General features: G+C 65.4%; 25 protein-coding genes. 21 read left to right on the top strand and 4 right to left on the bottom strand.

The features are described from left to right. The first annotated feature begins 109 nt into the window (after positions 1-109). The 8 genes from Q7V46_RS12095 (at position 110) to Q7V46_RS12130 (ending at position 7,754) form a co-directional block, all read left to right on the top strand. The gene (locus Q7V46_RS12095) at positions 110-901 is read left to right on the top strand and encodes an SDR family oxidoreductase (protein ID WP_304913794.1); all 792 of its coding nucleotides are present in this window, start codon (positions 110-112) and stop codon (positions 899-901) included. 129 nt (positions 902-1,030) lie between these two features. Then, a complete protein-coding gene (locus Q7V46_RS12100; protein ID WP_304913795.1) occupies positions 1,031-1,456 on the top strand; it encodes a PaaI family thioesterase in 426 nt (141 codons plus the stop codon). Beyond that, a complete protein-coding gene (locus Q7V46_RS12105; protein ID WP_304913796.1) occupies positions 1,456-2,241 on the top strand; it encodes an SDR family NAD(P)-dependent oxidoreductase in 786 nt (261 codons plus the stop codon). The genes Q7V46_RS12100 and Q7V46_RS12105 overlap by 1 nt, the downstream gene beginning before the upstream one ends. A gap of 212 nt (positions 2,242-2,453) precedes the next feature. Beyond that, on the top strand, positions 2,454-3,470 hold the full coding sequence (locus tag Q7V46_RS12110) for an NADP-dependent oxidoreductase (RefSeq protein WP_304913797.1): 1,017 nt from the start codon (positions 2,454-2,456) through the stop codon (positions 3,468-3,470). A gap of 113 nt (positions 3,471-3,583) precedes the next feature. Further along, positions 3,584-5,248, top strand: coding sequence for an isovaleryl-CoA dehydrogenase (locus tag Q7V46_RS12115; RefSeq protein ID WP_304913798.1), 1,665 nt, complete (start codon positions 3,584-3,586; stop codon positions 5,246-5,248). 68 nt (positions 5,249-5,316) lie between these two features. After that, positions 5,317-6,252, top strand: coding sequence for a glutathione S-transferase family protein (locus tag Q7V46_RS12120; RefSeq protein ID WP_304913799.1), 936 nt, complete (start codon positions 5,317-5,319; stop codon positions 6,250-6,252). Next, entirely contained in the window at positions 6,249-6,710 is a 462-nt protein-coding gene (locus Q7V46_RS12125; RefSeq protein WP_304913800.1) for a GNAT family N-acetyltransferase, read from the top strand. The genes Q7V46_RS12120 and Q7V46_RS12125 overlap by 4 nt, the downstream gene beginning before the upstream one ends. 138 nt (positions 6,711-6,848) lie before the next feature. Further along, positions 6,849-7,754: an SDR family oxidoreductase gene (locus Q7V46_RS12130; RefSeq protein ID WP_304913801.1), complete on the top strand. Its 906-nt coding sequence runs from the start codon at positions 6,849-6,851 to the stop codon at positions 7,752-7,754. A 24-nt stretch (positions 7,755-7,778) separates the two neighbouring features. On the opposite strand, the gene Q7V46_RS12135 is transcribed toward Q7V46_RS12130, so the two are convergent. From Q7V46_RS12135 to Q7V46_RS12150, 4 genes are all read right to left on the bottom strand, one after another. After that, positions 7,779-9,050 carry a TRAP transporter large permease gene (locus Q7V46_RS12135; RefSeq protein WP_304913802.1) on the bottom strand — a complete coding sequence of 424 codons (1,272 nt, stop codon included), beginning with the start codon at positions 9,048-9,050 and terminating at the stop codon, positions 7,779-7,781. Next, complete coding sequence (locus Q7V46_RS12140) at positions 9,050-9,625, bottom strand: TRAP transporter small permease (RefSeq protein WP_304913803.1); 576 nt, start codon at positions 9,623-9,625, stop codon at positions 9,050-9,052. The genes Q7V46_RS12135 and Q7V46_RS12140 overlap by 1 nt, the downstream gene beginning before the upstream one ends. Then, positions 9,622-10,623, bottom strand: a complete 1,002-nt coding sequence (locus Q7V46_RS12145) for a TRAP transporter substrate-binding protein (RefSeq protein ID WP_304913804.1) — start codon at positions 10,621-10,623, stop codon at positions 9,622-9,624. Before Q7V46_RS12145 ends, Q7V46_RS12140 begins: the two co-directional genes overlap by 4 nt. A 77-nt stretch (positions 10,624-10,700) precedes the next feature. After that, entirely contained in the window at positions 10,701-11,621 is a 921-nt protein-coding gene (locus Q7V46_RS12150; protein WP_304913805.1) for an amidohydrolase family protein, read from the bottom strand. 150 nt (positions 11,622-11,771) lie between these two features. Between Q7V46_RS12150 and Q7V46_RS12155 the strand changes: the two genes are divergently transcribed. From Q7V46_RS12155 to Q7V46_RS12215, 13 genes are all read left to right on the top strand, one after another. Next, positions 11,772-13,253 carry a PLP-dependent aminotransferase family protein gene (locus tag Q7V46_RS12155; RefSeq protein ID WP_304913806.1) on the top strand — a complete coding sequence of 494 codons (1,482 nt, stop codon included), beginning with the start codon at positions 11,772-11,774 and terminating at the stop codon, positions 13,251-13,253. A gap of 31 nt (positions 13,254-13,284) precedes the next feature. Next, complete coding sequence (locus tag Q7V46_RS12160; protein ID WP_304913903.1) at positions 13,285-13,821, top strand: methylated-DNA--[protein]-cysteine S-methyltransferase; 537 nt, start codon at positions 13,285-13,287, stop codon at positions 13,819-13,821. Between the two features lie 131 nt (positions 13,822-13,952). Next, positions 13,953-15,167, top strand: a complete 1,215-nt coding sequence (locus Q7V46_RS12165; RefSeq protein ID WP_304913807.1) for a multidrug effflux MFS transporter — start codon at positions 13,953-13,955, stop codon at positions 15,165-15,167. Continuing rightward, positions 15,164-15,472: a hypothetical protein gene (locus Q7V46_RS12170; RefSeq protein WP_304913808.1), complete on the top strand. Its 309-nt coding sequence runs from the start codon at positions 15,164-15,166 to the stop codon at positions 15,470-15,472. The genes Q7V46_RS12165 and Q7V46_RS12170 overlap by 4 nt, the downstream gene beginning before the upstream one ends. A gap of 597 nt (positions 15,473-16,069) precedes the next feature. Beyond that, on the top strand, positions 16,070-16,261 hold the full coding sequence (locus tag Q7V46_RS12175) for a Flp family type IVb pilin (protein ID WP_304913809.1): 192 nt from the start codon (positions 16,070-16,072) through the stop codon (positions 16,259-16,261). A 78-nt stretch (positions 16,262-16,339) separates the two neighbouring features. Beyond that, positions 16,340-16,519 carry a Flp family type IVb pilin gene (locus tag Q7V46_RS12180; RefSeq protein ID WP_304913810.1) on the top strand — a complete coding sequence of 60 codons (180 nt, stop codon included), beginning with the start codon at positions 16,340-16,342 and terminating at the stop codon, positions 16,517-16,519. Between the two features lie 119 nt (positions 16,520-16,638). Then, a complete protein-coding gene (locus tag Q7V46_RS12185; RefSeq protein WP_304913811.1) occupies positions 16,639-17,247 on the top strand; it encodes a prepilin peptidase in 609 nt (202 codons plus the stop codon). Positions 17,248-17,258: 11 nt separating this feature from the next. Beyond that, positions 17,259-18,611, top strand: coding sequence for an ATP-binding protein (locus Q7V46_RS12190; protein ID WP_304913812.1), 1,353 nt, complete (start codon positions 17,259-17,261; stop codon positions 18,609-18,611). Positions 18,612-18,613: 2 nt separating this feature from the next. Next, positions 18,614-19,465, top strand: coding sequence for a Flp pilus assembly protein CpaB (gene cpaB / locus Q7V46_RS12195; protein ID WP_304913813.1), 852 nt, complete (start codon positions 18,614-18,616; stop codon positions 19,463-19,465). Positions 19,466-19,481: 16 nt separating this feature from the next. After that, complete coding sequence (locus Q7V46_RS12200) at positions 19,482-21,041, top strand: type II and III secretion system protein family protein (RefSeq protein ID WP_304913814.1); 1,560 nt, start codon at positions 19,482-19,484, stop codon at positions 21,039-21,041. Positions 21,042-21,053: 12 nt separating this feature from the next. After that, on the top strand, positions 21,054-21,356 hold the full coding sequence (locus Q7V46_RS12205) for a hypothetical protein (RefSeq protein WP_304913815.1): 303 nt from the start codon (positions 21,054-21,056) through the stop codon (positions 21,354-21,356). Between the two features lie 36 nt (positions 21,357-21,392). Continuing rightward, positions 21,393-22,682 carry a TadE/TadG family type IV pilus assembly protein gene (locus tag Q7V46_RS12210; RefSeq protein WP_304913816.1) on the top strand — a complete coding sequence of 430 codons (1,290 nt, stop codon included), beginning with the start codon at positions 21,393-21,395 and terminating at the stop codon, positions 22,680-22,682. 2 nt (positions 22,683-22,684) lie between these two features. Next, a complete protein-coding gene (locus tag Q7V46_RS12215; protein ID WP_304913817.1) occupies positions 22,685-23,191 on the top strand; it encodes a TadE/TadG family type IV pilus assembly protein in 507 nt (168 codons plus the stop codon). Positions 23,192-23,196 lie beyond the last annotated feature (5 nt).

The following is a 23,196-nucleotide window of genomic DNA, read 5'->3' on the forward strand; positions in this document are numbered from 1 at the left end:
AGTACGGTAGACCGCAGATGCCAAGGCCGCGCCGGTGACACACTGAAGGGTGTGAATCACCCACAATGACACACCACCTGACACCCCCAATCACAACGAGGAAGACAACATGACCCGTACCGTTTCCCAGCTTTTTGACCTCAAGGGCAAGACCGCCCTCATCACCGGCGGATCACGCGGCCTGGGCCTGCAGATGGCCCATGCACTGGGCGAAGCCGGCGCCCGCGTGCTGGTGAGTTCGCGCAAGGCCGACGACCTGGAGGCCGCCACGGCCGAACTGCAGGCCGCTGGCATCGATGCGCGCTGGGTCGCGGCCGACTGCTCCAAGGAAGAAGACATCCACCGTCTGGCCGATGAAAGCCTGCAGCGCCTGGGCGACATCGACATCCTGGTCAACAACGCCGGCGCCGCCTGGGGCGCACCCGCCGAAGACCACCCAGTGGAAGCCTGGGACAAGGTGATGAACCTCAACGTGCGCAGCTATTTCATTCTGAGTCAGGTGCTGGCCAAGCGCAGCATGATCGCGCGCAAGAGCGGCCGCATCATCAACACCGCCTCCATTGCCGGCCTGGGTGGCAACCCGTCCGGTATGAACACCATTGCTTACAACACCTCCAAGGGCGCGGTGATCAACTTCACCCGTGCGCTGGCAGCGGAATGGGGCAAATACGGCATCACGGTCAACGCCATCTGCCCGGGCTTTTTTCCCAGCAAGATGACGGTGGGCACGCTCAAGGCCATGGGTGAAGAAAAGCTGGCCGCGCACGCGCCGCTGGGCCGACTGGGTGACGACGAAGACCTGAAAGGCCTGACGGTGCTTTATGCGTCGGATGCTGGCAAGCACATCACCGGCCAGTGGCTGGCGGTGGATGGCGGGGTTTCTGTCATTACTGGCGGCTAGATTCGGCCCACCCCCGCGCCGCCTGCGGCGTCACCCCCTCAAGGGGGCGGCGCTGGCGGCCCGGCAAAGCCGGTTCCGCGGCGCCACTGGATTAAAGACACTGCACGCCATCGGTCGTATCGTTTGCCCATGAAATTTTCTGTTCGCATCCCTTTTGTTGATCTGCTGGGTTTTGAACTTCACCGCATGGAAGACGGTGAAGCCGAGATCACGTTTGCGCCAGCCGATGACCATCTCAATTCGTTTGACGTGGTGCACGGTGGCGCGAGCATGACGCTGCTGGACGTGGTGATGGCACACGCCGCGCGTTCGGTGCAGCCAGAGATGGGTTGCGTGACCATCGAGATGAAGACCAGTTTCATGCGGGCGGCCAAGGGGCCGCTCACTGCGCGGGGCAAGCTGCTGCACCGCACGGCCACCATGGCGTTCACCGAAGGCAGCATCTTCGATGCCGAAGACAAGCTGTGTTGCCATGCCACCGGCACCTTCAAGTTCGTGCCTCGCCTGCCGGTGGGCAAGGGTACCCACGAACTGAACACCTTGCGGACAGACTGATGAAGATCCAAGACTTGCCCGTTGCCCTCGTCACCGGCGCTGCCCGGGGTATCGGACTGGCCTCGGCGCGCTGGTTCCTCGCCAACGGCCACCGGGTGGTGCTGCTCGACAACGACGAGGCCACGCTGGCAGCAACCGAGGCGGCCTTGCGTCATGAAGGCATTGGCGCCGAGCGCGCGATCGCCGTACCAGCCGACGTGTCGCACCCACAGCAAGTGGACGCGGCCGTGCAGCGCACGGTCGATCATTTCGGGCACATTGATGCGCTGGTGAACAACGCCGGGGTGGCGGTGTTCAAGCCGATTGGCGAAACCAGTTTTCACGAATGGCGCTTCGTGATGGCCACCAACCTCGACGGTGCTTTTCTCATGACCCAGGCCGTTGTCCCTGTGATGCTGGAGCAGGGCGGTGGCGCGGTGGTGAACATTGCGTCCATTTCGGGCCTGCGCGCCAGCACCTTGCGCGTGGCCTATGGCACTTCCAAGGCGGCACTGATTCACCTGACCAAACAGCAGGCGGTGGAATACGGTAACGCGGGCATCCGCGTGAATGCGATTGCGCCCGGGCCGGTGGAAACCGCCATGGCCAAGGCGGTGCACACACCCGCCATCCGCGCCGACTACCACGACACCATTCCGCTCGCCCGCTACGGCAGTGAAGAAGAAATTGCCAACGCCATCGGCTTCCTCTGCAGCCCGCAGGCCAGCTACATCAACGGCCAGGTGCTCGCGGTCGACGGTGGCTTCGACGCCGCCGGCGTGGGCTTGCCCACACTGAGAGGCTGAGAGTCTTTCGTTCATGCCCGCTCACCACGCCAAAACGCACCCACTCGGCGTTGCAAATGCGCGCCATAGCCCGAGCTATGGCTGTGCTTTGCGCCTTGATTGGGCACGTTTTGGCGCGTTGCTCGGACACGACCGAAAAACGCTCAGCCTCTGAGGCGCACCCCATCCGTTTGAATTTTTCTCTTCCCCTAACACCACCAGGAGACCCACCCATGCCCACCAACCAACAAGTCCTGCTCGACAACCGCCCTCAAGGCGAAGCCACAGTCGACAACTTCAAGCTCGTCACCACCGACACGCCCGCCCTGACCGAGAACCAGGTGCTGGTGCGCCACCACTTCCTCAGCCTGGACCCGTACATGCGCGGCCGCATGAACGACAGCAAGAGCTATGCGGCCTCGCAGCCCTTGGGCGAGGTCATGATCGGCGGCACCGTGGGCGAGGTGGTCGAATCGAAGCACCCCAAGTTCCAGGCGGGCGACAAGGTCGTGGGCATGGGCGGCTGGCAACAATACAGCGTGGTCGATGCCGCGCAGCCCGGCGCGCTGCGCAAGGTCGACACCACGCACGTGCCGTTGTCGTACTACCTGGGCGCGGTCGGCATGCCCGGCGTGACCGCCTGGTATGGCCTGGTGAAAATCATCAACCCCAAGCCCGGCGACACCGTGGTGGTGAGCGCGGCCACCGGCGCCGTGGGCAGTGCCTTTGCCGCACTGGCAAAGGCACGTGGCTGCCACACCGTGGGCATTGCCGGCGGTCCGGAAAAGTGCAAGTACGCGGTGGAAGAGCTGGGCTTTGACGCCTGTATCGACTACAAGCTGCACAAGGACATGTACTCGCTGGCCAAGGCGCTCAAGGAAGTCTGCCCCAAGGGCATCGACGGCTACTTCGAGAACGTGGGTGGCATGGTGCTCGACGCGGTGCTGCTGCGTATGAACGCCTTTGGCCGCATTGCGGTGTGCGGGATGATCGCTGGCTATGACGGGCAGCCGCTGCCACTGACCAACCCGGCGCTGATTCTGGTGAACCGCCTGAAGATCGAAGGCTTCATCGTGAGCGAGCACATGGAAATCTGGCCTGAGGCGCTCACCGAGCTCGGTACCCTGGTGGCCACCGGCAAGCTGCGCCCGCGCGAGACCGTGGCAGAAGGCCTGGCAGCAGCACCAGGGGCTTTCATGGGCCTGCTCAAGGGAAAGAATTTCGGCAAGCAGCTCGTCAAGTTGATCTAACCCCCCCCTGCGCCGCTTTGCGTCTTCCCCCCATGGGGACGCCACTGGCGGCCCGGCGAAGCTGGTTCCGCGGTGGCTCTGGATGAAGGCATCGCGCTCGATAAGGAGTTGTCATGAGTGCCACGCATGAGGTGTTCAACCAGGTGGAGCCGCTGGTCGATGTCAACCTGTTTGCCGGTAACCGGGCGCTGCAGGACGCGCTGAAATTCAATGCGCCTGCGCTGGACACGGCGCCACTGCATGCGCTGGGTGGTCTGGTGGGTAGTGCCGAAATGCAGACCCATGCACGCCTGGCCAATGTGTTCACGCCGCAGCTCAAGTCGCACAGCCGGTTCGGGCACCGCATCGACCAGGTGGAGTTTCATCCGAGCTACCACGCGCTGATGGGTGCGGCGGTGGGAGCGGGTTTGCATGGTTCGGCTTGGGGTGAGGGCGCAGCGGACCCAGACGAGGCAGGCCGCGCAGGGGCTCACGTCCAGCGCGCCGCCGGCTTCATGCTCTTCACCGAACTCGAACCCTCCATCCTCTGCCCCATTTCCATGAGCTACGCGGTCGCACCCGCACTCAAGGACAACCCGGCCATCTACCGGGACTGGGCCCCCGGCCTCACCAGCCGAACCTACGATCCCACACTCAGGCTGTGGAGTGAGAAGCCGGGCCTGACCATGGGCATGGGCATGACGGAAAAGCAGGGCGGCTCCGACGTGCGCGCCAACACCACGCAGGCCGTGCCCGATGGCAGCGACAACTGGGGCCAGCGCTTCCAGGTCACCGGCCACAAGTGGTTCTTTTCCGCACCCATGTGCGACGCCTTTCTGATCCTGGCGCAAACGGCCAGCGGCCTGAGCTGCCTGTTCCTGCCGCGCGTGCTGCCCGATGGGTCGATGAACCAGCTGTTCATCCAGCGCCTGAAAGACAAGCTGGGCAACAAGGCCAACGCCAGTTCCGAAGTGGAGTTCGTGGGCGCCAGCGCCTGGCTGGTGGGTGAAGAGGGACGCGGCGTGCCGCAGATCCTGGCCATGGGCACCATGACGCGGCTGGACTGTGCGCTCGGCACCAGCGGGCTGATGCGCCATGCGCTGAGCCTGGCGCTGAACCACACCGCACAGCGCAAGGCCTTTGGCAAATACCTGATCGATCAGCCGCTGATGAAAAACGTGCTGGCCGACCTGGCGCTGGAGAGCGAAGCTTCCACTGCACTGGCGCTGAGGCTGGCCCGCTGCTTCGACCGCCCGAACGACGCCCATGAACAGGTGATGGCGCGCCTGCTCACCCCGGTTTCCAAGTTCTGGATCTGCAAGCGTGGCAGCCACTTCGCACAGGAAGCCATGGAATGCCTGGGCGGCAATGGTTATGTGGAAGAGGGCGGTGAAGGTGTCATGGCGCGCATCTACCGCGAAATGCCGCTGAACTCCATCTGGGAAGGCGCGGGCAACATCATGGCCATTGACCTGCTGCGGGCTTTGCGCAAAGCCGATGCGGCAGCCGCATTGGAACACGAACTCGCGCCAGCGAGGGGTATGCACCCCGCACTGGACCGGCTGGCAGCGCAACTTCCCATCCGCGTGGAAGAAATGGCTTCTGAAATGGAGGCGCGGCGACTGGCCCAGGACGTGGCGCTGGCGGTGCAGGCCGCGCTGCTGGCGCAAACCGCACCGGGTGCCGTGTTTGCTGCATTCTGCGATTCGCGCATCGATGGCCAGTGGGGCCACAGCTTCGGTTCGCTGGGGGCCGGCACCGACTTCGATGCCATCCTTCAACGCGCCCAACCCGCATGAACCAGCCCACACCCGTTCGCCCTGAGCCTGCCGAAGTGCTCACCTCGAACGCATTTATTGAGACAGCCATGTCCGACCTCATCCTGCACCACTATCCCACCTCGCCGTTCTCGGAGAAAGTGCGCCTGATCTTCGGCCACAAGCGGCTGCCCTGGCAAAGCGTGATCATCCCGCGCATCATGCCCAAGCCGGATGTGCTGGCCCTCACGGGCGGCTACCGGCGCACGCCGTTTTTGCAGGTGGGTGCTGACATCTTTTGCGACACCGCGCTCATCTGCGACGTGCTCGAACATCACCAGCCTGAACCCACCCTGTACCCGGACCGGCTCAAGGGCATGGCCCGCGTGCTGGCCCAGTGGGCAGACAGCACGCTGTTCTGGGCCGCCATGGGCTACAACCTCAGCCCCAAGGGCGCGGCCGCGCTGTTCGCCGACCAGCCGCTGGCCAGCGCACAGGCGTTCGCCGCCGACCGCGGTGCCATGCGCGCCGGCATGACCAGCCTGCGCCCCAGCGACGCCACCGCTGCCTACAAGAGCTACCTGCGCCGCCTGTCCACCATGGTGGAAGACCAGCCCTTCCTGCTGGGCGAAATGCCCTGCGTGGCCGACTTCGCGGCCTACCACCCGCTGTGGTTCAGCCGTGTGGTGAACCCAGCCATGGCGGGTATTCTTGACGCCACGCCGGCGGTCATCGAATGGATGGACCGCATGGCAGCGATCGGCCACGGTGACATGGGCAAGCTCAGCAGCACCCAGGCCATCGAAATCGCCGGCGCTGTCGACCCCGCACCGCTGCCCGAAGATACCTTCCAGGACGACCACGGCATCGCCCTGGGCAGCCGTGTCACCGTTGCCGCTGAAGCCTTCGGTCAGGAACCCACCGAAGGCATCTTGCGTGCCGCCACGCGCACCCGCTACACGCTGGAGCGCACCGACGAACGCGCCGGCCGCCTGCATGTGCACTTTCCGCGCATCGGCTTTGTCCTGAGGGAAGTGCGCGATTGAGCCCCCCCGTTCCCGTGGCCTGGCGCTGCCTGCCTTTTGATGCCCTGCATGCCCGCACGCTGTACCGTCTGCTCCAGCTGCGCACCGAGGTGTTCGTGATGGAGCAGAGCTGCGTGTTCCAGGACATGGATGGCGCCGACCTGGACTGCTTTCACCTGCTGGGTGAAGCCCATTCAGGCGCATTGCTGGGCTACGCCCGTCTGGTGCCTCCTGGACTGAAGTTTCCCGAGGTGAGCATTGGCCGCGTGGTCACGGCAAAAGCCGCACGCGGCACCGGCATCGGCCATGAGCTCATGCGCGAAGCACTGCGGGCCGTGCACGGCCTGTTGGGCGAGCAGCCCATCCGCATCGGCGCACAGGCGCACCTGCAAACCTTTTACCGGCAACACGGCTTCGAGCCCGACGGCCCGCTCTACATCGAGGACGGTATCGACCACATCGAGATGATCAGGCTGTGAATCCCCCCTGCGTCGCTTCGCGCCTTCCCCCCAGGGGGACCACACCAGCAGCCCGGCAGAGCCGGTTCTGCGGTGTGTGCTGGTCAACACACTTGCGCACCCCACTCAGGTAATGACTTTTAACGACAGGAGACAAACATGATTCAAGACTTCAAAGGCAAGACCGCCGTGCTCACCGGCGCGGGCTCCGGCTTCGGCCTCGAATGCGCGCGCATCGGTGCATCGCTGGGCATGAACCTGGTGCTGGTCGACGTGCAGCAGGACGCGCTGGACGCCGCCGAAACCGAAATCAAGGCCACCGGCGCTCAGGTGCTGGCGCGCCGGGTGGACGTGTCCAGCCAGGCACAGATGGAAGCGCTGGCTGCTGACGTGCAGACAACCTTCGGCGCACCGCATTTCGTGTTCAACAACGCCGGCGTCGGCTCGGGCGGGCTGATCTGGGAAAACTCGGTCAAGGACTGGGAGTGGGTGCTGGGCGTGAACCTGTGGGGTGTCATTCACGGGGTGCGCTTGTTCACGCCCATGATGCTTGCGGCCGCCAAAGCCGACCCGGCCTACCGGGGCCACATCGTCAACACCGCGAGCATGGCCGGCCTGCTCACGCCGCCGAACATGGGCATCTACAACGTGAGCAAGCACGCGGTGGTGAGCCTCACCGAAACGCTGTACCAGGACCTGAAGCTGGTGAGCGACCAGGTCAGCGCCAGCGTGCTGTGCCCGTACTTCGTACCCACCGGCATCAGCCAGAGCCACCGGAACAAGCCGGCGGAGCTGGCCGACGAGAAAGCCACACAGAGCCAGCTGATCGGCCAGGCCATGAGCGACAAGGCGGTGAGTTCGGGCAAGGTCACGGCCGCGCAAGTGGCGCAACTGGTGTTTGACGCGATGAAGGCCGACCACTTCTACATCTACAGCCACCCCAAGGCGCTGGGCAATGTGCGCGCCCGAATGGAAAATATCGTGAACCAGGAAAACCCGGCCGACCCGTTCCTGGAGCGGCCGGAGATTGGCGTGGCGCTGCGGGCGCAGTTGCGCGGGGCCTGAGGGCGGCCGCGCCCGAGGCCGCCCTCAACGGATGAGCAGCAATGCCACCTGCGGCACGTAGGTCACCAGCAGCAGCACCACCAGCATCATGGCGATGAAGGGCAGCATGGCGCGCGACAGCGGCCACAGCTTCACGCCGCCAATGGCCATGCCCACGAACAGGCAGTAGCCAATCGGCGGTGTGGCCATGCCGATGGCCACGTTGGTCACGATCATGGCGCCGAAGTGGATCGGGTCCACACCGAACTGGTTGGCAATGCCAATGAGCATCGGCCCCAGGATGACCATGATGGCGATCTCGTCCATCACCGCCGCCATGGCAAAGAAGCCCAGGTTCAGGGCCATCAGCATGCTCCAGCGGTTCTCGAACTGCGTGGCCAGCCAGACGGCCAGTTTGGTGGCCAGCTGTTCCTGCGCCACCAGAAAGCCGAAGCCGGCAGACACCGCCACCACCGCCATCACCACGCCGCTGATCGACATGGCGCGCGCCACGATGGCGGGCAGCTCTCGCCATTGCAGGCGCCGCTCGATCAGCAGCCCCACCACCAGCGCGTACACGCAGACCACCACGGCGGCTTCGGTGGGCGTGAAGGCGCCGCCGTAGATGCCGCCCAGCACCACTGCGGGCGCCAGCAGTGCCCAGATGCCTTCGCGCAGGGCCGCCAAGCGCTCGCGCCAGCTGGCCCGGGGCTCGCGTTCGCGCCGTTCGCGCAGCGCCTTGAATACGATGAGCACCACCATGCCGGTGGCCATCAGCAGCGCCGGCACCACGCCAGAGAGAAACAGCTTGCTGATCGATTGTTCGGCAATCACGCCCCAGATCACAAAAGCGATCGAGGGCGGCACCAGCGGCGCCAACACGCCAGCGCTCACCACCAGGGCGGTGGCGTAGGCGCGGTCGTAGCCGCGCTCGGCCATGGCCGGGATCATCACGGCGCCGATGGCGGCCGTGGTGGCCGGGGCCGAACCGCTGACCGCTGCGAACACCAGCGCGGCCAGAACGACCACCAGGCCCAGGCCGCCGGGCAGATGGCGCACGAACACCTCTGCCACCCGCACCAGCCGCTGCGACAGGCCGCCCGCCAGCATCAGTTCGCCCGCGAGCATGAAAAACGGAATGGCCAGCAGGCTGAAGCTCTGCGTGCCGGCAATCAGCGTCTGCGGCAGCAGCATGGGCTCGATACCGACCACCAGCAGCACCACGATCACGCTCAGCGCAATCGCAAAGGCGAACGGCATGCCCATCAGCACGAGGGCTGTGAAACCGGCCGTGAGAATCCAGGCGGTGGTCGACATCAGGCGTTCTTGTGCGGGGTGGCTGGGGCGGCGCGGGTGGCCTGGGAAGGTGGTCCGAGCACCACGTGCTCCAGTGCAAACAGGCAGATCAGCGCGCCGCTGACAGGCGCACAGGCGTACAGCCACGCCGTGGGGTAGCCAATGGCGGCCGAGGTGGCACCAAAAGAGTCCACCACGTAGTTCTGACCGGCCCAGGCGATGAATCCGCCCACGCCCGCCACCGCCAGCGCCGACGCCTTGTCCAGCCAGTGGGCCAGTGCGCCCGGAAGCGCGGCCACCAGCAGGTCCAGCCTCACGTGCACGGCGTCGCGCACGCCCAGCGCAATGGCCAGCAGCGCGGACCAGCTGAAGCACAGCAGCGCCAGCTCCTCGCTCCAGCTCAGCGCCTGGCCGAACACGTAGCGCATGACCACCTGCAGCGCCAGGGCGCTCAGCATCACGGCCACCAGCGCCACCACCACGGCGCGCACGGCGCTCGCGAGGTGCGTGAACGCCGTGCGCAGGCCCCGCCACAACGCGTCTTGCGGCGCTGTAGCGGGGGTGTCCTGAACGCTGCCGGTCACTTCACTTGTCACTTGACCGCTTCGAGGGCCTTGTCCAGCACCGCGCCCTGGCCGCTCTGGCGGAACTTGTCGTACACCGGCTTCACGCTGGCCCGGAAGGCGGCCACGTCCTGTACCGGGTTGATCTTCATGCCGTTGCTTTCCAACTTGGCCAGCGTGGTCTTCGCATCCGCCGCTGCGGTCTGGCGCTGGGTCGCTACAGCAGCGGTGGCTGCCGTTTCAACCGCTTTGCGCAGGTCGGCGGGCAGCTTGTCCAGTGAGCGCTTGCTCATGACGAGGCCAATGGCGGAGTAGGTGTGGTTGGTGAGCGAGAGGAATTTGGTTACCTCAAAATACTTGTTGGAATCGATCACCGCCAGCGGGATTTCCAGACCATCGATGGTGCCCTGCTGCACGGCGGTGAAGGTCTCGCCCCAGGCCATGGGCACGGCAGAGCCGCCCAGGCTGGTGAACATGTCGATGAACACCGGGTTCTGCATCACGCGGTATTTCACGCCCTGCACGTCGGCCGGGGTGCTGACCGGCCGCTTGTTGTTGATCATGTTGCGAAAGCCCCCTTCCATGAAGCCCAGCAGAACAATGCCCTTGCCGGCGAGCTTGCCACCCAGGTCCTTGCCAATCTCGCCGTCGAGCGTCTTGTGCGCCTGTGCCTCGGTGGCGTACAGGAACGGCAGGTCGTTGACGCTGAAGGCGGGCTCCAGCTGGGCGATCACGGCGTTGGTGATGATGCCCGCGTCCACCGTGCCAAAGCGCATGCCTTCCAGCATCTGCCGCTCGTCGCCCAGTGCGCGGTTGGGGAACAGCTGTACCTCGACGCGACCCGCCGTTTCTTTTTCCACCGCCGCCTTGAAGGCGCGCGCGCCCACCGCGTAGGGGTCCTGCGCGCCGTCTGAGGTGGTCCAGCCGAGCTTGATCACGGTGGGCGACTGCGCATGCACGCTGGCGCCCAAGGTCAGGCAGGCGCTGGCGGCCAGGGCGATGAGGGTGCGTAGCTTGTTTCTGTGGTTCATGGTTGTCTCCTGTTGTGGGCGAAATAGCGGGCGAAAAAAATGGTGAAAGGGGGTGGTTGAAGGAATGGATGCGCCGGTCAGTCGGACCAGTACAGCCGCGTGGGGTTGTCGACCAGAATCTGCTGCAACTCTTCATCGCTGCAGGCGTCCAGCAGGGTTTGAACCAGATCGCCGTCGTCGACCATGGGCGGTGCAATGGCCGGGTGTGGCCAGTCGCTGCCCCATACCAGTTGGGCCATGTTGGCGCGCATCAGGGCCTCCACCAGCGGTTCGGCGTCGCTGAAGCGCGTGCGCTGCGGCGTGAGCCGGTACAGCCCGGAAAGCTTGACCCACGCGCGGCCTTCGCGCACCAGGGCCAGCAGGTTGTTGAAGCCGGGGCTGTCCAGCGCCTCGCTGGCCGGCACATGGCCGCAGTGGTCCACCACCAGGGGCACCCCCAACGCAGCCAGGTCGATCACCTGCCGGGGGTCACGGTTCACGTTCATGAGCACCTGCAGGTGCCAGCCGAAAGCGCGTACCCGGTCCACGATGCGCGGTATGGCGTCCTCGGGAACGCCGCCGTCGAACAAGGCGTTGCAGCGCGTGCCGCGCGCGCCCAGCCGGTGCCAGCGCTCAATGTCGGCCAGCGGCGTGTCCGGCTTGGCCACAGCCACGCCGCGCATCCAGCTGCCGCACACCGTGAGCCAGTGTTCGAAGCTGCTGTGGTCGCTGCCGTACACGCTGGGGTGCACCAGCACCGCGCGCTCGATCCCCAGCGCGTTGATCATCGTGCGGTAGTCGCCCAGGCTGGCAGGGGTTGGTGTGTAGCTGCGCGGCTCGGCAAACGGGTAGGCGGGAGTGCCCTGTGGCGTCGGCTCGAAGATGTGGAAATGACAGTCGCAAGTACCCGCGGGCAGGGCGCGGCTGGGCCACTTCACCCCGGCCTTGAAGGGAAGGTAAGCCGGGGCGGGCGTGGCGAAGACCTTGGTCAGTGCCTGTGCGATGGTGATGTCGTTCATGGGGCTCTGTTCGCCAGGTCCGGTTCGGGGTGGGCCGCTGGCCTGAGGCGGGCGGGCATGGGCGCATCTTGGAAGGGATTTGGCTGGTTGAAAACGGCCAGAATGAAATATCCTTCAAGGCCAGAATTCGCACGAACCGAAAGGACCACCATGTCCAGACCGTCTTCGGGGGCCCTGTTGCCGGGGCTGAGCCTGACCAAGGGCAGCCGCGCGCCCATCAGCCGGCAGCTGTTTCAGGAGCTGCGCAAGGTGGTGTTGTCCGGTCAGCTCAAGCCGGGTACGCGCATGCCGGCCACGCGCAACCTGGCCGATGAGCTGGGCGTGTCGCGCACCACGGTGGCGCAGGCTTATGAGCAGCTCAAGTCGGAGGGGTATCTGCAAGGGCGCGAGAAATCGGGCACCTTCATCCCGGAGGTGCTGCCCGCAGAGCTGGGGGGGCTCGCCCAGCGCGGCGCGGTTCCCGGCGTGACAGTGCCACCCGGGGACCGCCTGTCCGAGCGGATGGCCCAGACCAAGCCGGTACGACCAGAACGTGGCGTTCTGGCGCAGCCCTTCAACCCCGGTATTCCCTCCATCGCCACCTTTCCGGCGCAGCTCTACGTGCGCATTCAGCGCCGCATTTCGCTCGGGCTGATCCGGTCGGGCGCCGCGCGCTGCCCGGCCGAAGGCGCAACAGAACTGCGCCAGCAGGTGGCCGCCTACCTCGGTGCCAGCCGGGGCGTGATCTGCGATCCGTCCCAGGTGTTCATCATCAACGGCACCCACCAGGCGCTGCACCTGGTGCTGCTGGGGCTGTCCAACCCGGGCGACGGCGCATGGACGGAAAACCCCGGCTATCCGGGCGCCAGAAAATCGTTCGCGCTGTTTCGCCTGCGAACCACCGCCGTGCCGGTGGATAGCGAAGGCATGGTGGTGGCTGAGGGCCGCAGAAAGGACGATGGCGCGCGGTTTGCCTATGTCACGCCAGCCCGGCAGGCGCCACTCGGCCACACCATGAGCCTGAGTCGGCGGCTGGAACTGCTGAGCTGGGCGCGGGAGCGCGACGCCCTCATTCTGGAAGACGACTACGACGGCGAATACCGCTTCGGCGGCACGCCCGCACCGTCGCTGCAAAGCCTGGACCCGGACGGCCGGGTGATCTACTTCGGCACCTTCAGCAAGACGCTGCTGCCTTCGCTCGGCGTGGGCTATCTGGTGGTGCCCACCCGGTACGTGGACATTGTTTCCCGGCTGATCGACCTGATCGGTCGCCCTCCCAACTTGTCAACCCAGCTCACCATTGCACGCCTGATCGAGTCCGGCGCGTTTGAGTCCCATGTACGCAGCATGAGAACCTACTACCGGCGGCGCCAGGATGCTCTGCACCGATACCTTCGTGACGCGCTGTCCGGCCTTGCCGACATCGAGGTGCTCAACGCAGGCCTGCACCTGATCGGCTGGCTGCCCCCGCACTTGAACGACCAGCGCGTGGCGGAGAACGCATGGCGGCGCGGCCTGCTGCCACGCCCACTGGCAGACTTTGTTGTCGAAGGACAGTTTCCACCGGCGCTGATGCTCGGTTTCTCGAACATTTCTGACGAGCGAATGCCGTCTGCGGTTGAAGCTTTGAAATGCGCGATCCTCGAGAGTTGATGGGCGGCGGCCAAGGGTCCATATGCCACTCATGGAAGAATGCGGCCATGCGCTGTTCAACACCGCCATTGGCGTGTGTGGCATTGCCTGGGGCCCGCACGGCGTGATGGCGGTGCAATTGCCGGAGGCTGATGCACCAGGCACCCGCCTGCGTCTGCTGAAGGGCCTGCCATGTATGGCAGAGGCGGCACCACCGGCCGCCTTGCAAGCGGCTATCGAAGGCGTGCAGGCCGTGCTGGAAGGGCGTTCGCGCAGCGATCTGCGCGAGATCACGCTCGACATGGCCCGCCTCACCCCGTTCCAGCGACAGGTTTACGACTGCGTGCGCTCCATACCGCCAGGGCAAACGCGCACCTATAGCGAGGTGGCCCAGGCGTTGGGTGACCCAGGCTTGGCCCGTGCGGTGGGGCAGGCGATGGGCCACAACCCGTTTGCGCCGGTGGTGCCCTGTCACCGTGTGCTGGCAGCAGGCAACAAACCCGGCGGGTTTTCAGCCAGCGGTGGGGCGCGCACGAAGCTGCGCATGCTGATGATCGAAGGCGCGCTGGATAGGGGTCTGTTTGATTGACGGTGAGAGCTGGAGTGCTTTGCCCACAGTTCCTGCTCCTTTGCGCAAGGCATGCCCGGTGCCCTGATGGGCATGAGTCCATCGGCCATACCCGGGTTTTCACCTACGCGGTGCGGCGACAATAGCCGGCTATGCAATCGTTTTCGTTCCTCAAAATCGCACTCATTCTGGGGCTGCTCTCGGCCATCGGCCCCTTCGCCATCGACATGTACCTGCCCGCGCTGCCTGCCATTGGCAGCAGCCTGGGGGCCGAGGTGGGTGCCGTGCAATGGACGCTCACCGCCTTCTTTCTGTCGCTGGGTGCCGGCCAGTTGCTCTACGGCCCCATTTCCGACATGGTGGGCCGCAAGCCGCCGCTGTACTTCGGCCTGGGCCTGTTTGCCCTGGCCAGCGTAGGCTGTGCCCTGGCCACCGACGTGCAGACCTTGGTGGTGCTCCGCTTCCTGCAAGGTCTGGGCGCGGCCGCCGGCATGGCCATCCCGCGTGCCGTGGTGCGCGATCTGCACACAGGTACCGAGGCTGCGCGCCTCATGTCGTTGCTCATGCTCGTCTTCAGCGTGTCCCCCATTCTGGCGCCCCTGGTCGGCAGTGGTGTAATCGCGCTCACCGGGTGGCGCGGCGTGTTCTGGGCGGTGGCACTGGCGTCCGTGGCAGGCCTGGCGCTGGTGTTCGGCGCGCTGAAAGAAACCCGCCTGCCCGCCCAGCGCCTGGAGAGCAGTCTGAGCAGCGCACTGCGCTCTTACGGTGTGCTGCTGCGCGACTGGCATTTTCTGGGTCTGGTGGGCATTGCCAGCACGGCCCTGGCCGGCTTCTTTGTCTACCTCGCCGGTTCGCCGTTCGTGATGATCAACCACTACGGGCTCACACCCACGCAGTACAGCCTGGCGTTTTCGGTCAACGCGGCCGCCTTCTTTGGCGCCGCGCAGTGCACCGCGTTGCTGGGCCGCCGCTTCGGGTTGGTGAATGTGGTGAAGGCGGCGGCCAGTGCGTCAGGCGTGGTGATGTGCCTGCTGCTGGCCTACTACCTGGCGGGTGGCGATGAACTGTGGGTGCTGATTGCCCTGTACTTCGTTGCCAGCGGGTTCATGGGCCTGGTCATCCCCACCACGTCGGTGCTTGCACTGGAAAAGCATGGCGCCATCGCCGGTACGGCGTCGGCTTTGATGGGTACGCTGCAGATGCTGGGCGGCGCCCTTGCCATGGCCGTTGTGAGCCTGTTTGCCAGTGGCAAACCGCTGCCCATGGTGGTGGGCATGGCCAGTGGCGCGCTGGTGGGCGTGATGCTGACCTGGGCCACGCTGGGTGGGTACGCGTCTGGCCCGTGTCCGGCCGGGGCCAGCAGTTGAGCCTGCCCGACGGTCTGCCTTCCCCGCAGCGGGGGCGGGCGGTGCTGGAGCACGGATTGGGAGACCTGGTGAACATCGAGGAGCTCAACGCCGGCCTGCACATGATCGGCTGGTTGCCCAAAGTGCTCGACGATCGGCGGGTCGCAGAGAACGCGTGGGGTCGCAATTTGTTGCCGCGCCCGCAGTCGGACTTTGTGATCGAGGGGGCATTCCCGCCCGCTCTGATGCTGGGTTTTTCGAACCTTCCCGACGACCGCATGCCTTCAGCTGTTGAAGCCCTGCGGCAAGCAATCCTGGAAAGCTGAAGCTGGAAGCCGCTGCGCGTGGCGGTGGAAGGCGTTCACGACTTCCGACCCAACCGGCTCGGGTGGCGCCGGGCCGGCCAGTCGGTTAATCAAGGGCCTGAAAGCGGCGAACCCATCGCCCGCGGCAGCTCCGCCAGCCATTGGGCGGCGCACCGGATACCGAGCCTGTTCCTGCGCGACAGCGGGCTGGCACTCCCCCAACTTCTCACCGAGTCGCGTACCGCACTACAACGGGGCATTCTTCATCATGGCCGAACTGGTACACAACGGCACTGTGCCCACGAGACAGCGCTAACAAAGTGTTACCCCAAGATCGGATGACCGGTTTTATTTATGACTCGAACGGATATGTCTGTGCGATATCACACACAAAACGTTAAAAAAAGGCCAAACGGCCGGTCAAGGTGTAACAGAACACTGGGAATCCCTTGCAAAGTTTTAGCCGAGTATCAGAATGAATCCATGAGTTGCAAATATTGCCCTGAATGCACCACTTTGGTACACATTTCGAAGGCGATGAATGGGGCTCATGCATTCATTGGTTGCCCATGGGGGGTGGCTGATGGTTTCAACCTGAACTTTGCTTGGAGCTGAATCATGGACAAATTTTTGAATGTGACCCGTCGTTTTCTTCGCGATGAAGAGGGTGTGACCGCCATTGAATATGGGCTGATCGCGGCGCTGATTGCGGTGGTGATCATTGCCGCTGTTGCGGCTGTGGGTGATGGACTGGGAACCACGTTTCAAGCGATAGCAGATTGCTTGGAAACTCCCGCCACTTGTGTGTGAACTTGGTCAGCCGAACTCGGAGGTGGCGCACTGACCAACTCTCCGAGTTCGTTTGCAAGGGTTCATCGAAAGGTATGTATGCCGACTCACAGAAAAGCGAAATCAACTCAGCAAGGTGTGACAAGCATCGAGTACGCGCTTCTGGCCGCGCTAATTGCCTTGGTGATTATTGGATCAGTGTCTGTTGCTGGCACTGGCAATGGTGGTCTTTGGGGTACTTGGACCAGTACTGTATTGCAGGCGATTGGAGGCGGCTGAAACTCAATTGACTTGGCATGCAGGTCGACCATGCCAGCTTCGCAACCACCCGACCCGCCCGTCCAGCGTCATGGATGTGAATCACCAAAAAACGCATTGATGAGTCAAGGGGGTTGCTCATGACAGGAATCCTGTCGCCGCAAGGCTGGCAGTTCACCGCCTTGTTGGCGCTTGCCGTGCTGTTGGCCCTGGCGGTCCGGTCGGACGCCCGGCAGCGGCGCATACCCAACACCCTGGTGCTGGTCGCGCTCATGGCGGGCGTGCTGCTGAACCTGGCCCACACGGCGTCTGACGCCCGCACGGGTCTGTTCACCACCGAGCCAGGCGCTCTGGGCCTGTGGCTCTCGCTGGCCGGCGCCTTGACCGGTCTGCTGCTCTTTTTGCCCATGTACCTGCTGCGCGCCCTGGGCGCGGGCGATGTGAAGCTGCTGGCCGCCGTGGGCGCCTTTGCCGGCCCGGCCGCCACCGTCAACCTGGCGCTGTGCGTGCTGCTGGCCGGGGGTGTGCTGGCCCTGGCCCGCATGTTTCTCTTCCCGGGAGGTGCGCTGGTGCGCCACAACATGCTGGCCCTGCTGGGCCAGCTGCGCCCCGGCGCCACCGGCCCCGTTTTTGACCCCCGCACCCAGACCGCCTGGCGCATGCCTTACGCCGTGGCCGTGGCCGGCGGTGTGGCCGGGTATGCCGCCTGGACCCTCTCGGGCAGGGCCCCTTTCATCCCGTTCGGGTGAGCGAGCTTGCCATGACCGAAATGTCCCAGCCTTCGCCTTCGCTGCTGCTCCGGGCCCTGCCCACCGACCCGTTTGGCGACGGACCCGACGTGGCTGGCCTGCCGGCCGCTTTCCTGACCGATCTGGCGCTGCGCCACCTCAGCCGCAAGGGCGAACTCAAGCTCTATGCCCTGGCCCAGCAACTCGGGCTGACTGCGCAGGTGGTCGACGGCCTGCTCATCCACATGCGCACCCAGGCCCTGGTGGAGGTACCGCGCCGCGGCACGCTGGAAGGCGACATCAGCTACGTGCTGACCGACGCCGGCCAGCGCCGCGCGCGCATGGCGTTTGACAAATGCCACTACCTGGGCCCGGCCCCGGTGCCTCTGGACGATTACGTGGCCCAGGTGCACGAACAGAACAGCCAGCTGCAACCGGTGCGCGCCCAGCGCCTGGCCCAGGTGCTCGGCGACATGGTGCTGCCGCCGGCCCTGCTGCCCAGCCTGGGCAGCGCCATGAATTCGGGCAAGGCCATCTACCTGCACGGCGCCAGCGGCACCGGCAAGACCTTTCTGGCCGAGCACCTGGTGCGCACCATCGAAGGACATGTCTGGGTACCCCACGCCATTTACGTGGATGGCGAGGTCATCCAGGTGTTCGACCCCATCGTGCACCGGCCCGCGCAGGCTGGGGCGGGCATGGGCCGCAGCCTGCTGCGCGATCTCTCGGCCGACGGCCGCTGGGTGCGCTGTGATCGCCCGGTGGTGATTGCCGGCGGCGAGCTCACGCTGGACACGCTGGACCTGGCCTACGACCCCCATACCCGCATGCACATCGCGCCACCCCAGCTCAAGGCCAACAACGGCATCTTCGTGGTCGACGACCTGGGCCGCCAGCGCATCAGCCCCACCGAGCTCATGAACCGCTGGATCGTGCCGCTCGATCGCCATGTCGACTATCTGGCGCTCAGCACCGGCACCAAGTTTTCCGTGCCCTTCGATGTGCGGGTGATCTTCTCCAGCAACCTGCCGCCCGACAGCCTGGTGGACCCGGCCTTTGCGCGCCGCCTGGGCTACAAGATCGAGATCGAGCCGCTGGACGCCAGCGCCTACCGCCGGGTGGTGGCCCAGGCCTGCCAGCGCACCGGGGTGCCCGAAGAACGGCCCGGTGTGCAGCACCTGGTTGACAACCTGCACCCCCGCCATGGTCAGCCCTACTTGCCGTGCATTCCCTTCGACGTGATCAGCAAGATCGCCGACCTTGCCCGTTACCGCCAGAGCCCCCCACGCCTCACACCCGAGGCCCTGGAGTGGGCCTGGGCCAACTATTTTGGTCTGCCCGGGCGCGACGCACCGGCCAATGACGCCCCTCTTTCAGGAGATTGACCATGCAAAGCAAACGGGCCGTTTTCATGTTGCTGTTGTCGCTGCTGGCGGGTGCCGCAGCGGTCGTGCTTGCGGCGCGCTGGTTGGGCCAGCAGAGCAGCGGAGACCGCACCCAGGTGCTGGTGGCCACGCGCGACCTCGACCTGGGTCAGGCCATCACGCCGGTCATGTTGCAGGCCATTCCCTGGCCAGCGGGCAGCGTGCCTGCCGGGGCGTTCACCGACGCCAAGCTGCTCGAAGGCCGTGTGGTGCGCAGCGGCATCTTCCAGGGCGAGCCGGTGCTCGAGCCCAAGCTGGCGCCCGAGGGCACCAAGGCCGGGCTGGACTCCATCATCAAGGCGGGCCACCGCGCCATCACCGTCAAGGTCAACGAGGTGGTGGGGGTGGCCGGCTTCCTGGCGCCGGGCAGCTTTGTGGACCTGCTGGTCAACATCCGCGACGACCGCGACACCGCCATCTCGCGGGTGGTGCTGGAACGCATCATGGTGCTGGCGGTGGCGCAGGAGGCGCGCCGCCCCGACGAGACGCGGCCGCGCGTGGTCAACGCCGTCACGCTGGAGGTCACGCCCGAGCAGGCCGAGAAGATCGACCTGGCGCGCAACGTGGGCACGCTCTCGCTGATGCTGCGCAACCAGGTCGATGTGGAAGACGGCGCCAACACCGCCGGCATCCGCCGCGAAGACCTGTTCGGCGATGCGCGGCCGACGCCGGCACCGGCACCCGCCGCGGCACCCGCGCCGGTGCGTCGCGTCGTGTCGCGCCCTGCCGCCGCGCCGGCTGCTCCCCCTCCGGCGCCACCGGCCACCACCGTCGAGGTGATCCGGGGCACCCAGAAGTCCTCCGCCAGTTTCTAAGAAAGAAGAAGCGACCATGAACACCCCACTTCTGCGCGCCCTCAGCCTCTCCCTGGCCGCCGCCGGCCTGCTCGCCGCCACGCCGGCGCAAACCCAGACCGCGGTCACGCGGGGCGTCACCACCAGCCAGGTGGCCGCCGCGCCGCTGGCCTCGACCGCCATCAGCACCGATCTGGCCACGGTCGGCCCGTCGATGGACCTCACGGTGGGCAAGTCCACGCTGCTGCGCATGCCCAGCGAAGTCACCCGCATCTCGCTGGGCAACCCCACCGTGGCGGATGTCACCCTCATCAGCCCGACCGAGCTGTACCTGCTGGGCAAGACCTACGGCTCGACCAACCTGATCGTCTGGCGTCAGGGGGGCGGTGCCACGGCCATCGATGTGAATGTCAATATCGACTACAAGCGCATGGAAGCCAAGCTTCGCGAACTGCTGCCCAGCGAGACCGGCATTCAGGTGCGCCCGGCGGCCGACTCGGTGATCCTCACCGGGGTGGTGTCCAGCGCGGCCAAGGCCATGGCGGCCGAAGAGATTGCCAACGCCTTCGTGCGCGATGTGAACAAGAGCCTGGTGTTGCCGGTGGTGGCGGGCGAGAACCGCGCCGAGTCGGGTGCCACCATGAAGGTGGCCAGCACCGGTGGCGGCGCTGCCGCGGCCCGCACCGCCGGTGCACAGGTGGTCAACCTGCTGTCGGTAGCCGAAGCCCAGCAGGTGATGCTGGAGGTGGTGGTGGCCGAGGTGTCCAAGACCATGATGGAGAAGATGGGCATCAACCTGTTTTCTTCGCGTTCGGGCGGCAACTGGACTTACGGCATCAACCCCAATTTCGGTGGTGACGGCCGCGGCCTGTTCAGCGGCATCAACGCGCTGACCAACAACCGCTTCCAGATCGACGCCGAGAAAAGCGATGGCGTCGTCAAGATCCTGGCCGAACCCAACCTGGTTGCGGTGAGCGGCCAGGAAGCCAGCTTCCTGGCCGGCGGCAAGATCTTCATTCCAGTGGCGCGCGACAACAGCGCCACCGGCGGCACCACCATCACCCTGGAAGAAAAGGAATTCGGCGTGGGGGTGAAGTTCACGCCCACCGTGCTCGACGGCGGCCGCATCCACCTCAAGGTGGCGCCTGAAGTCTCCGAGCTGTCTTCCACCGGAACCCCCTTCACCACGGTGGCCGGTGTGACGTCCATCCTGCCGAGTTTCACCACCCGCCGCGCCGCCACCACGGTGCAGTTGATGGACGGGCAGAGCCTGGCGATTGCGGGGCTGATCAAGAACAACGCCCGCCAGGCGCTGGACGCCGTGCCCGGCCTGGGCGAAATCCCGGTGCTGGGCGCCTTGTTCCGCAGCAACGAGTTCCAAGACGACCGCACCGAGTTGATGTTCGTCATCACCCCGCGCCTGGTGAAACAGCTCGACCCGGGCTTCGCCCTGCCCACCGACAGCTACCAGCCGCCCAGCCGGGCCGAGTTCTATCTGGGCGGCCAACTGGAGGCCTACCCGCCCAACCAGCCAGCGCCGGCAAACGCACCGCCCGCCGCGCCCGCCGCGCCGGCAGCCAACCCGACCACGAAATAAGGAGCCCCCGCCATGAACCCCCACACCTTGACCTTTCGCATCGTCAGATGGTTGACGGTGGGTGCCGCCGTGCTGGGCACCGCAGCCTGCGCCACCTCCACCCCCCGGCTGGACGCCAACATGGGCGTGGCCGTGCGCGAAGCGCGCGCGGTACAGACCCTGAACCCGCAAGCCAGCGAACAGAACCGCGACCCGGTGCTGGGCATCGACGGCAAGGCCGCGAACGCGGCCCAGGGGCGCTACGTGGACTCGTTCAAGGCACCGCCCCGGACGTTCGAGGTCATCAACATCGGCGGCGCGATCACCGGCGACTGAGCCCGCGATCGACACTCACAGACCATGGAGAGGCTCATGAAGCGCCATCCCCATCGACGCGAAGCCCCTGCACGGCGCCAACGTGGTGCGGTGGCGATCATGTTGGGTATCACGCTGGCGGTGCTGATCGGCTTTGCTGGCCTGGCCATCGACCTGGGGCGTTTCTTCATCATCAAGACCGAGTTACAGAACGCCATGGATGCCTGTGCCCTGGCCGCTTCCTCTCAGTTGCGCCCTGGACAGAACAACGCCAACGCTCTGGACCGGGCCATCGCCTACGGTCGGGTTTTCACAACCGGCGGCGTGAGTGAAAACCCCCTCGAAGGCAATATCGCCGCGATCCAGAACCGGGTGAACTTCCAGGGCCAGGTGGTCAACGTCCAGCCTGAAAACGTCACCTTTGCAGAGAACCTGGCGGGCCCCTACGTCACGCGGGCCTCGGCCGACGCGAACACCGCCGCCTTCGTGCAATGCAGCGTGCCACTGGCGGATATTCCTGTCTTCTTCATGCGTGTGCTCAATCCCTTGTTGACCACACAGACCGTGTCCGCCCGTGCGGTGGCGACCTTGGCACCCTCGGATTCGGCCTGTGCGATCCCGGTCGCGGCCTGCAAGGTGGCGGGTACGACGGCCGCTTCCAGCTTTGGCCTGTCGATCGGCCAGTGGCTGGCACCTCCGTCGGGCCCAGGCTCTCCCTACGGCACAGGAAACTTCGGCTGGATTGACTTCACCCCACCTGGTGGTGGCGCCAGTGAACTGGCTGATCTGCTGACCGGCCCTGGGCAATGCGACACGGCGATCGGTAGCGAGGTCGACGAGCCGGGTGCCATCGCATCTTTGGAGACTGCGTGGAACTCGCGCTTTGGCATCTACCGCTCGGGCGCCGGCAATCCCCAGGTGGCTACGGCCCCACCTGACATCACAGGCTACGGCTATTCGCTGAGCAACTGGCCCGCAGGCGCCAATGCCTATGCCGGTTCACAGGCGGGTGCGATCAACTACCGGACAGCGGCTTCCAGTTATGCGTCCTACCAATTCAGTGTGCCCAATCCATACAGCAGTATCTCTTCGGGACAGCACACCAGCCTTGGGCGCTTTCGCCGACTGGTGGTGGCACCCGTGGTTGACTGTTCGGTCTGGAATGTGGGCACAGGGCGCCCCGTGGTGGAGGGCTGGGCCTGTGTGTTGATGCTCAACCCGATGCTGGGCAGTTCGCCGGTGCCGACTATGGAGTTCCTCGGGCTGAGCACCGCAGTTGGCAGCCCGTGTGCCACCAACGGCGCGCCCGGTACCTTCGGGCCCCTGGTGCCGCAACTGGTGCAATGAGCATGAAAGTCACAGGCTTTCCAGGAAAAAAGCACCAGCGTGGTGTGGCTGCAGTGGAGATGGCCATCGTTGTCTTGCCGATGCTGATCCTGTGCTTTGGTATCACGGAACTGGGTCGGGCGCTCTATCAGTACAACGGGCTGGTCAAGGCCACGCGGGGGGCAGCCCGATATCTGTCGCAGCAGAATTTGGCGAGTCCGCCGGCAGGTCAGACGGCCGATGGCATCCGGACCAACGCGCGCTCGCTGGCCCTGTGTGGGACCTTCAACTGTGGCGATCGCGAGCCGCTGGTGCCCAATATGACGGTCGCCATGATCTCGGTCTGCGATCCGGTGTTGTGTCCAGACACGCACGCCAACGTAGCGACCGGCGATGGCACCACCAGTCTGGTTTCGGTCACGATCGGAGGCACTGGCTCGACTTACGCATTTCAGTCGCTGGTTCCCTGGGTGGTGCCGAACATCAATTTCTCGCCGGTGAGGATCACCATGGCGGCCAGCACGAACTGAGGAGG

It is taken from the genome of Hydrogenophaga sp. (assembly GCF_030651625.1).
Lineage (GTDB): Bacteria > Pseudomonadota > Gammaproteobacteria > Burkholderiales > Burkholderiaceae_C > Hydrogenophaga.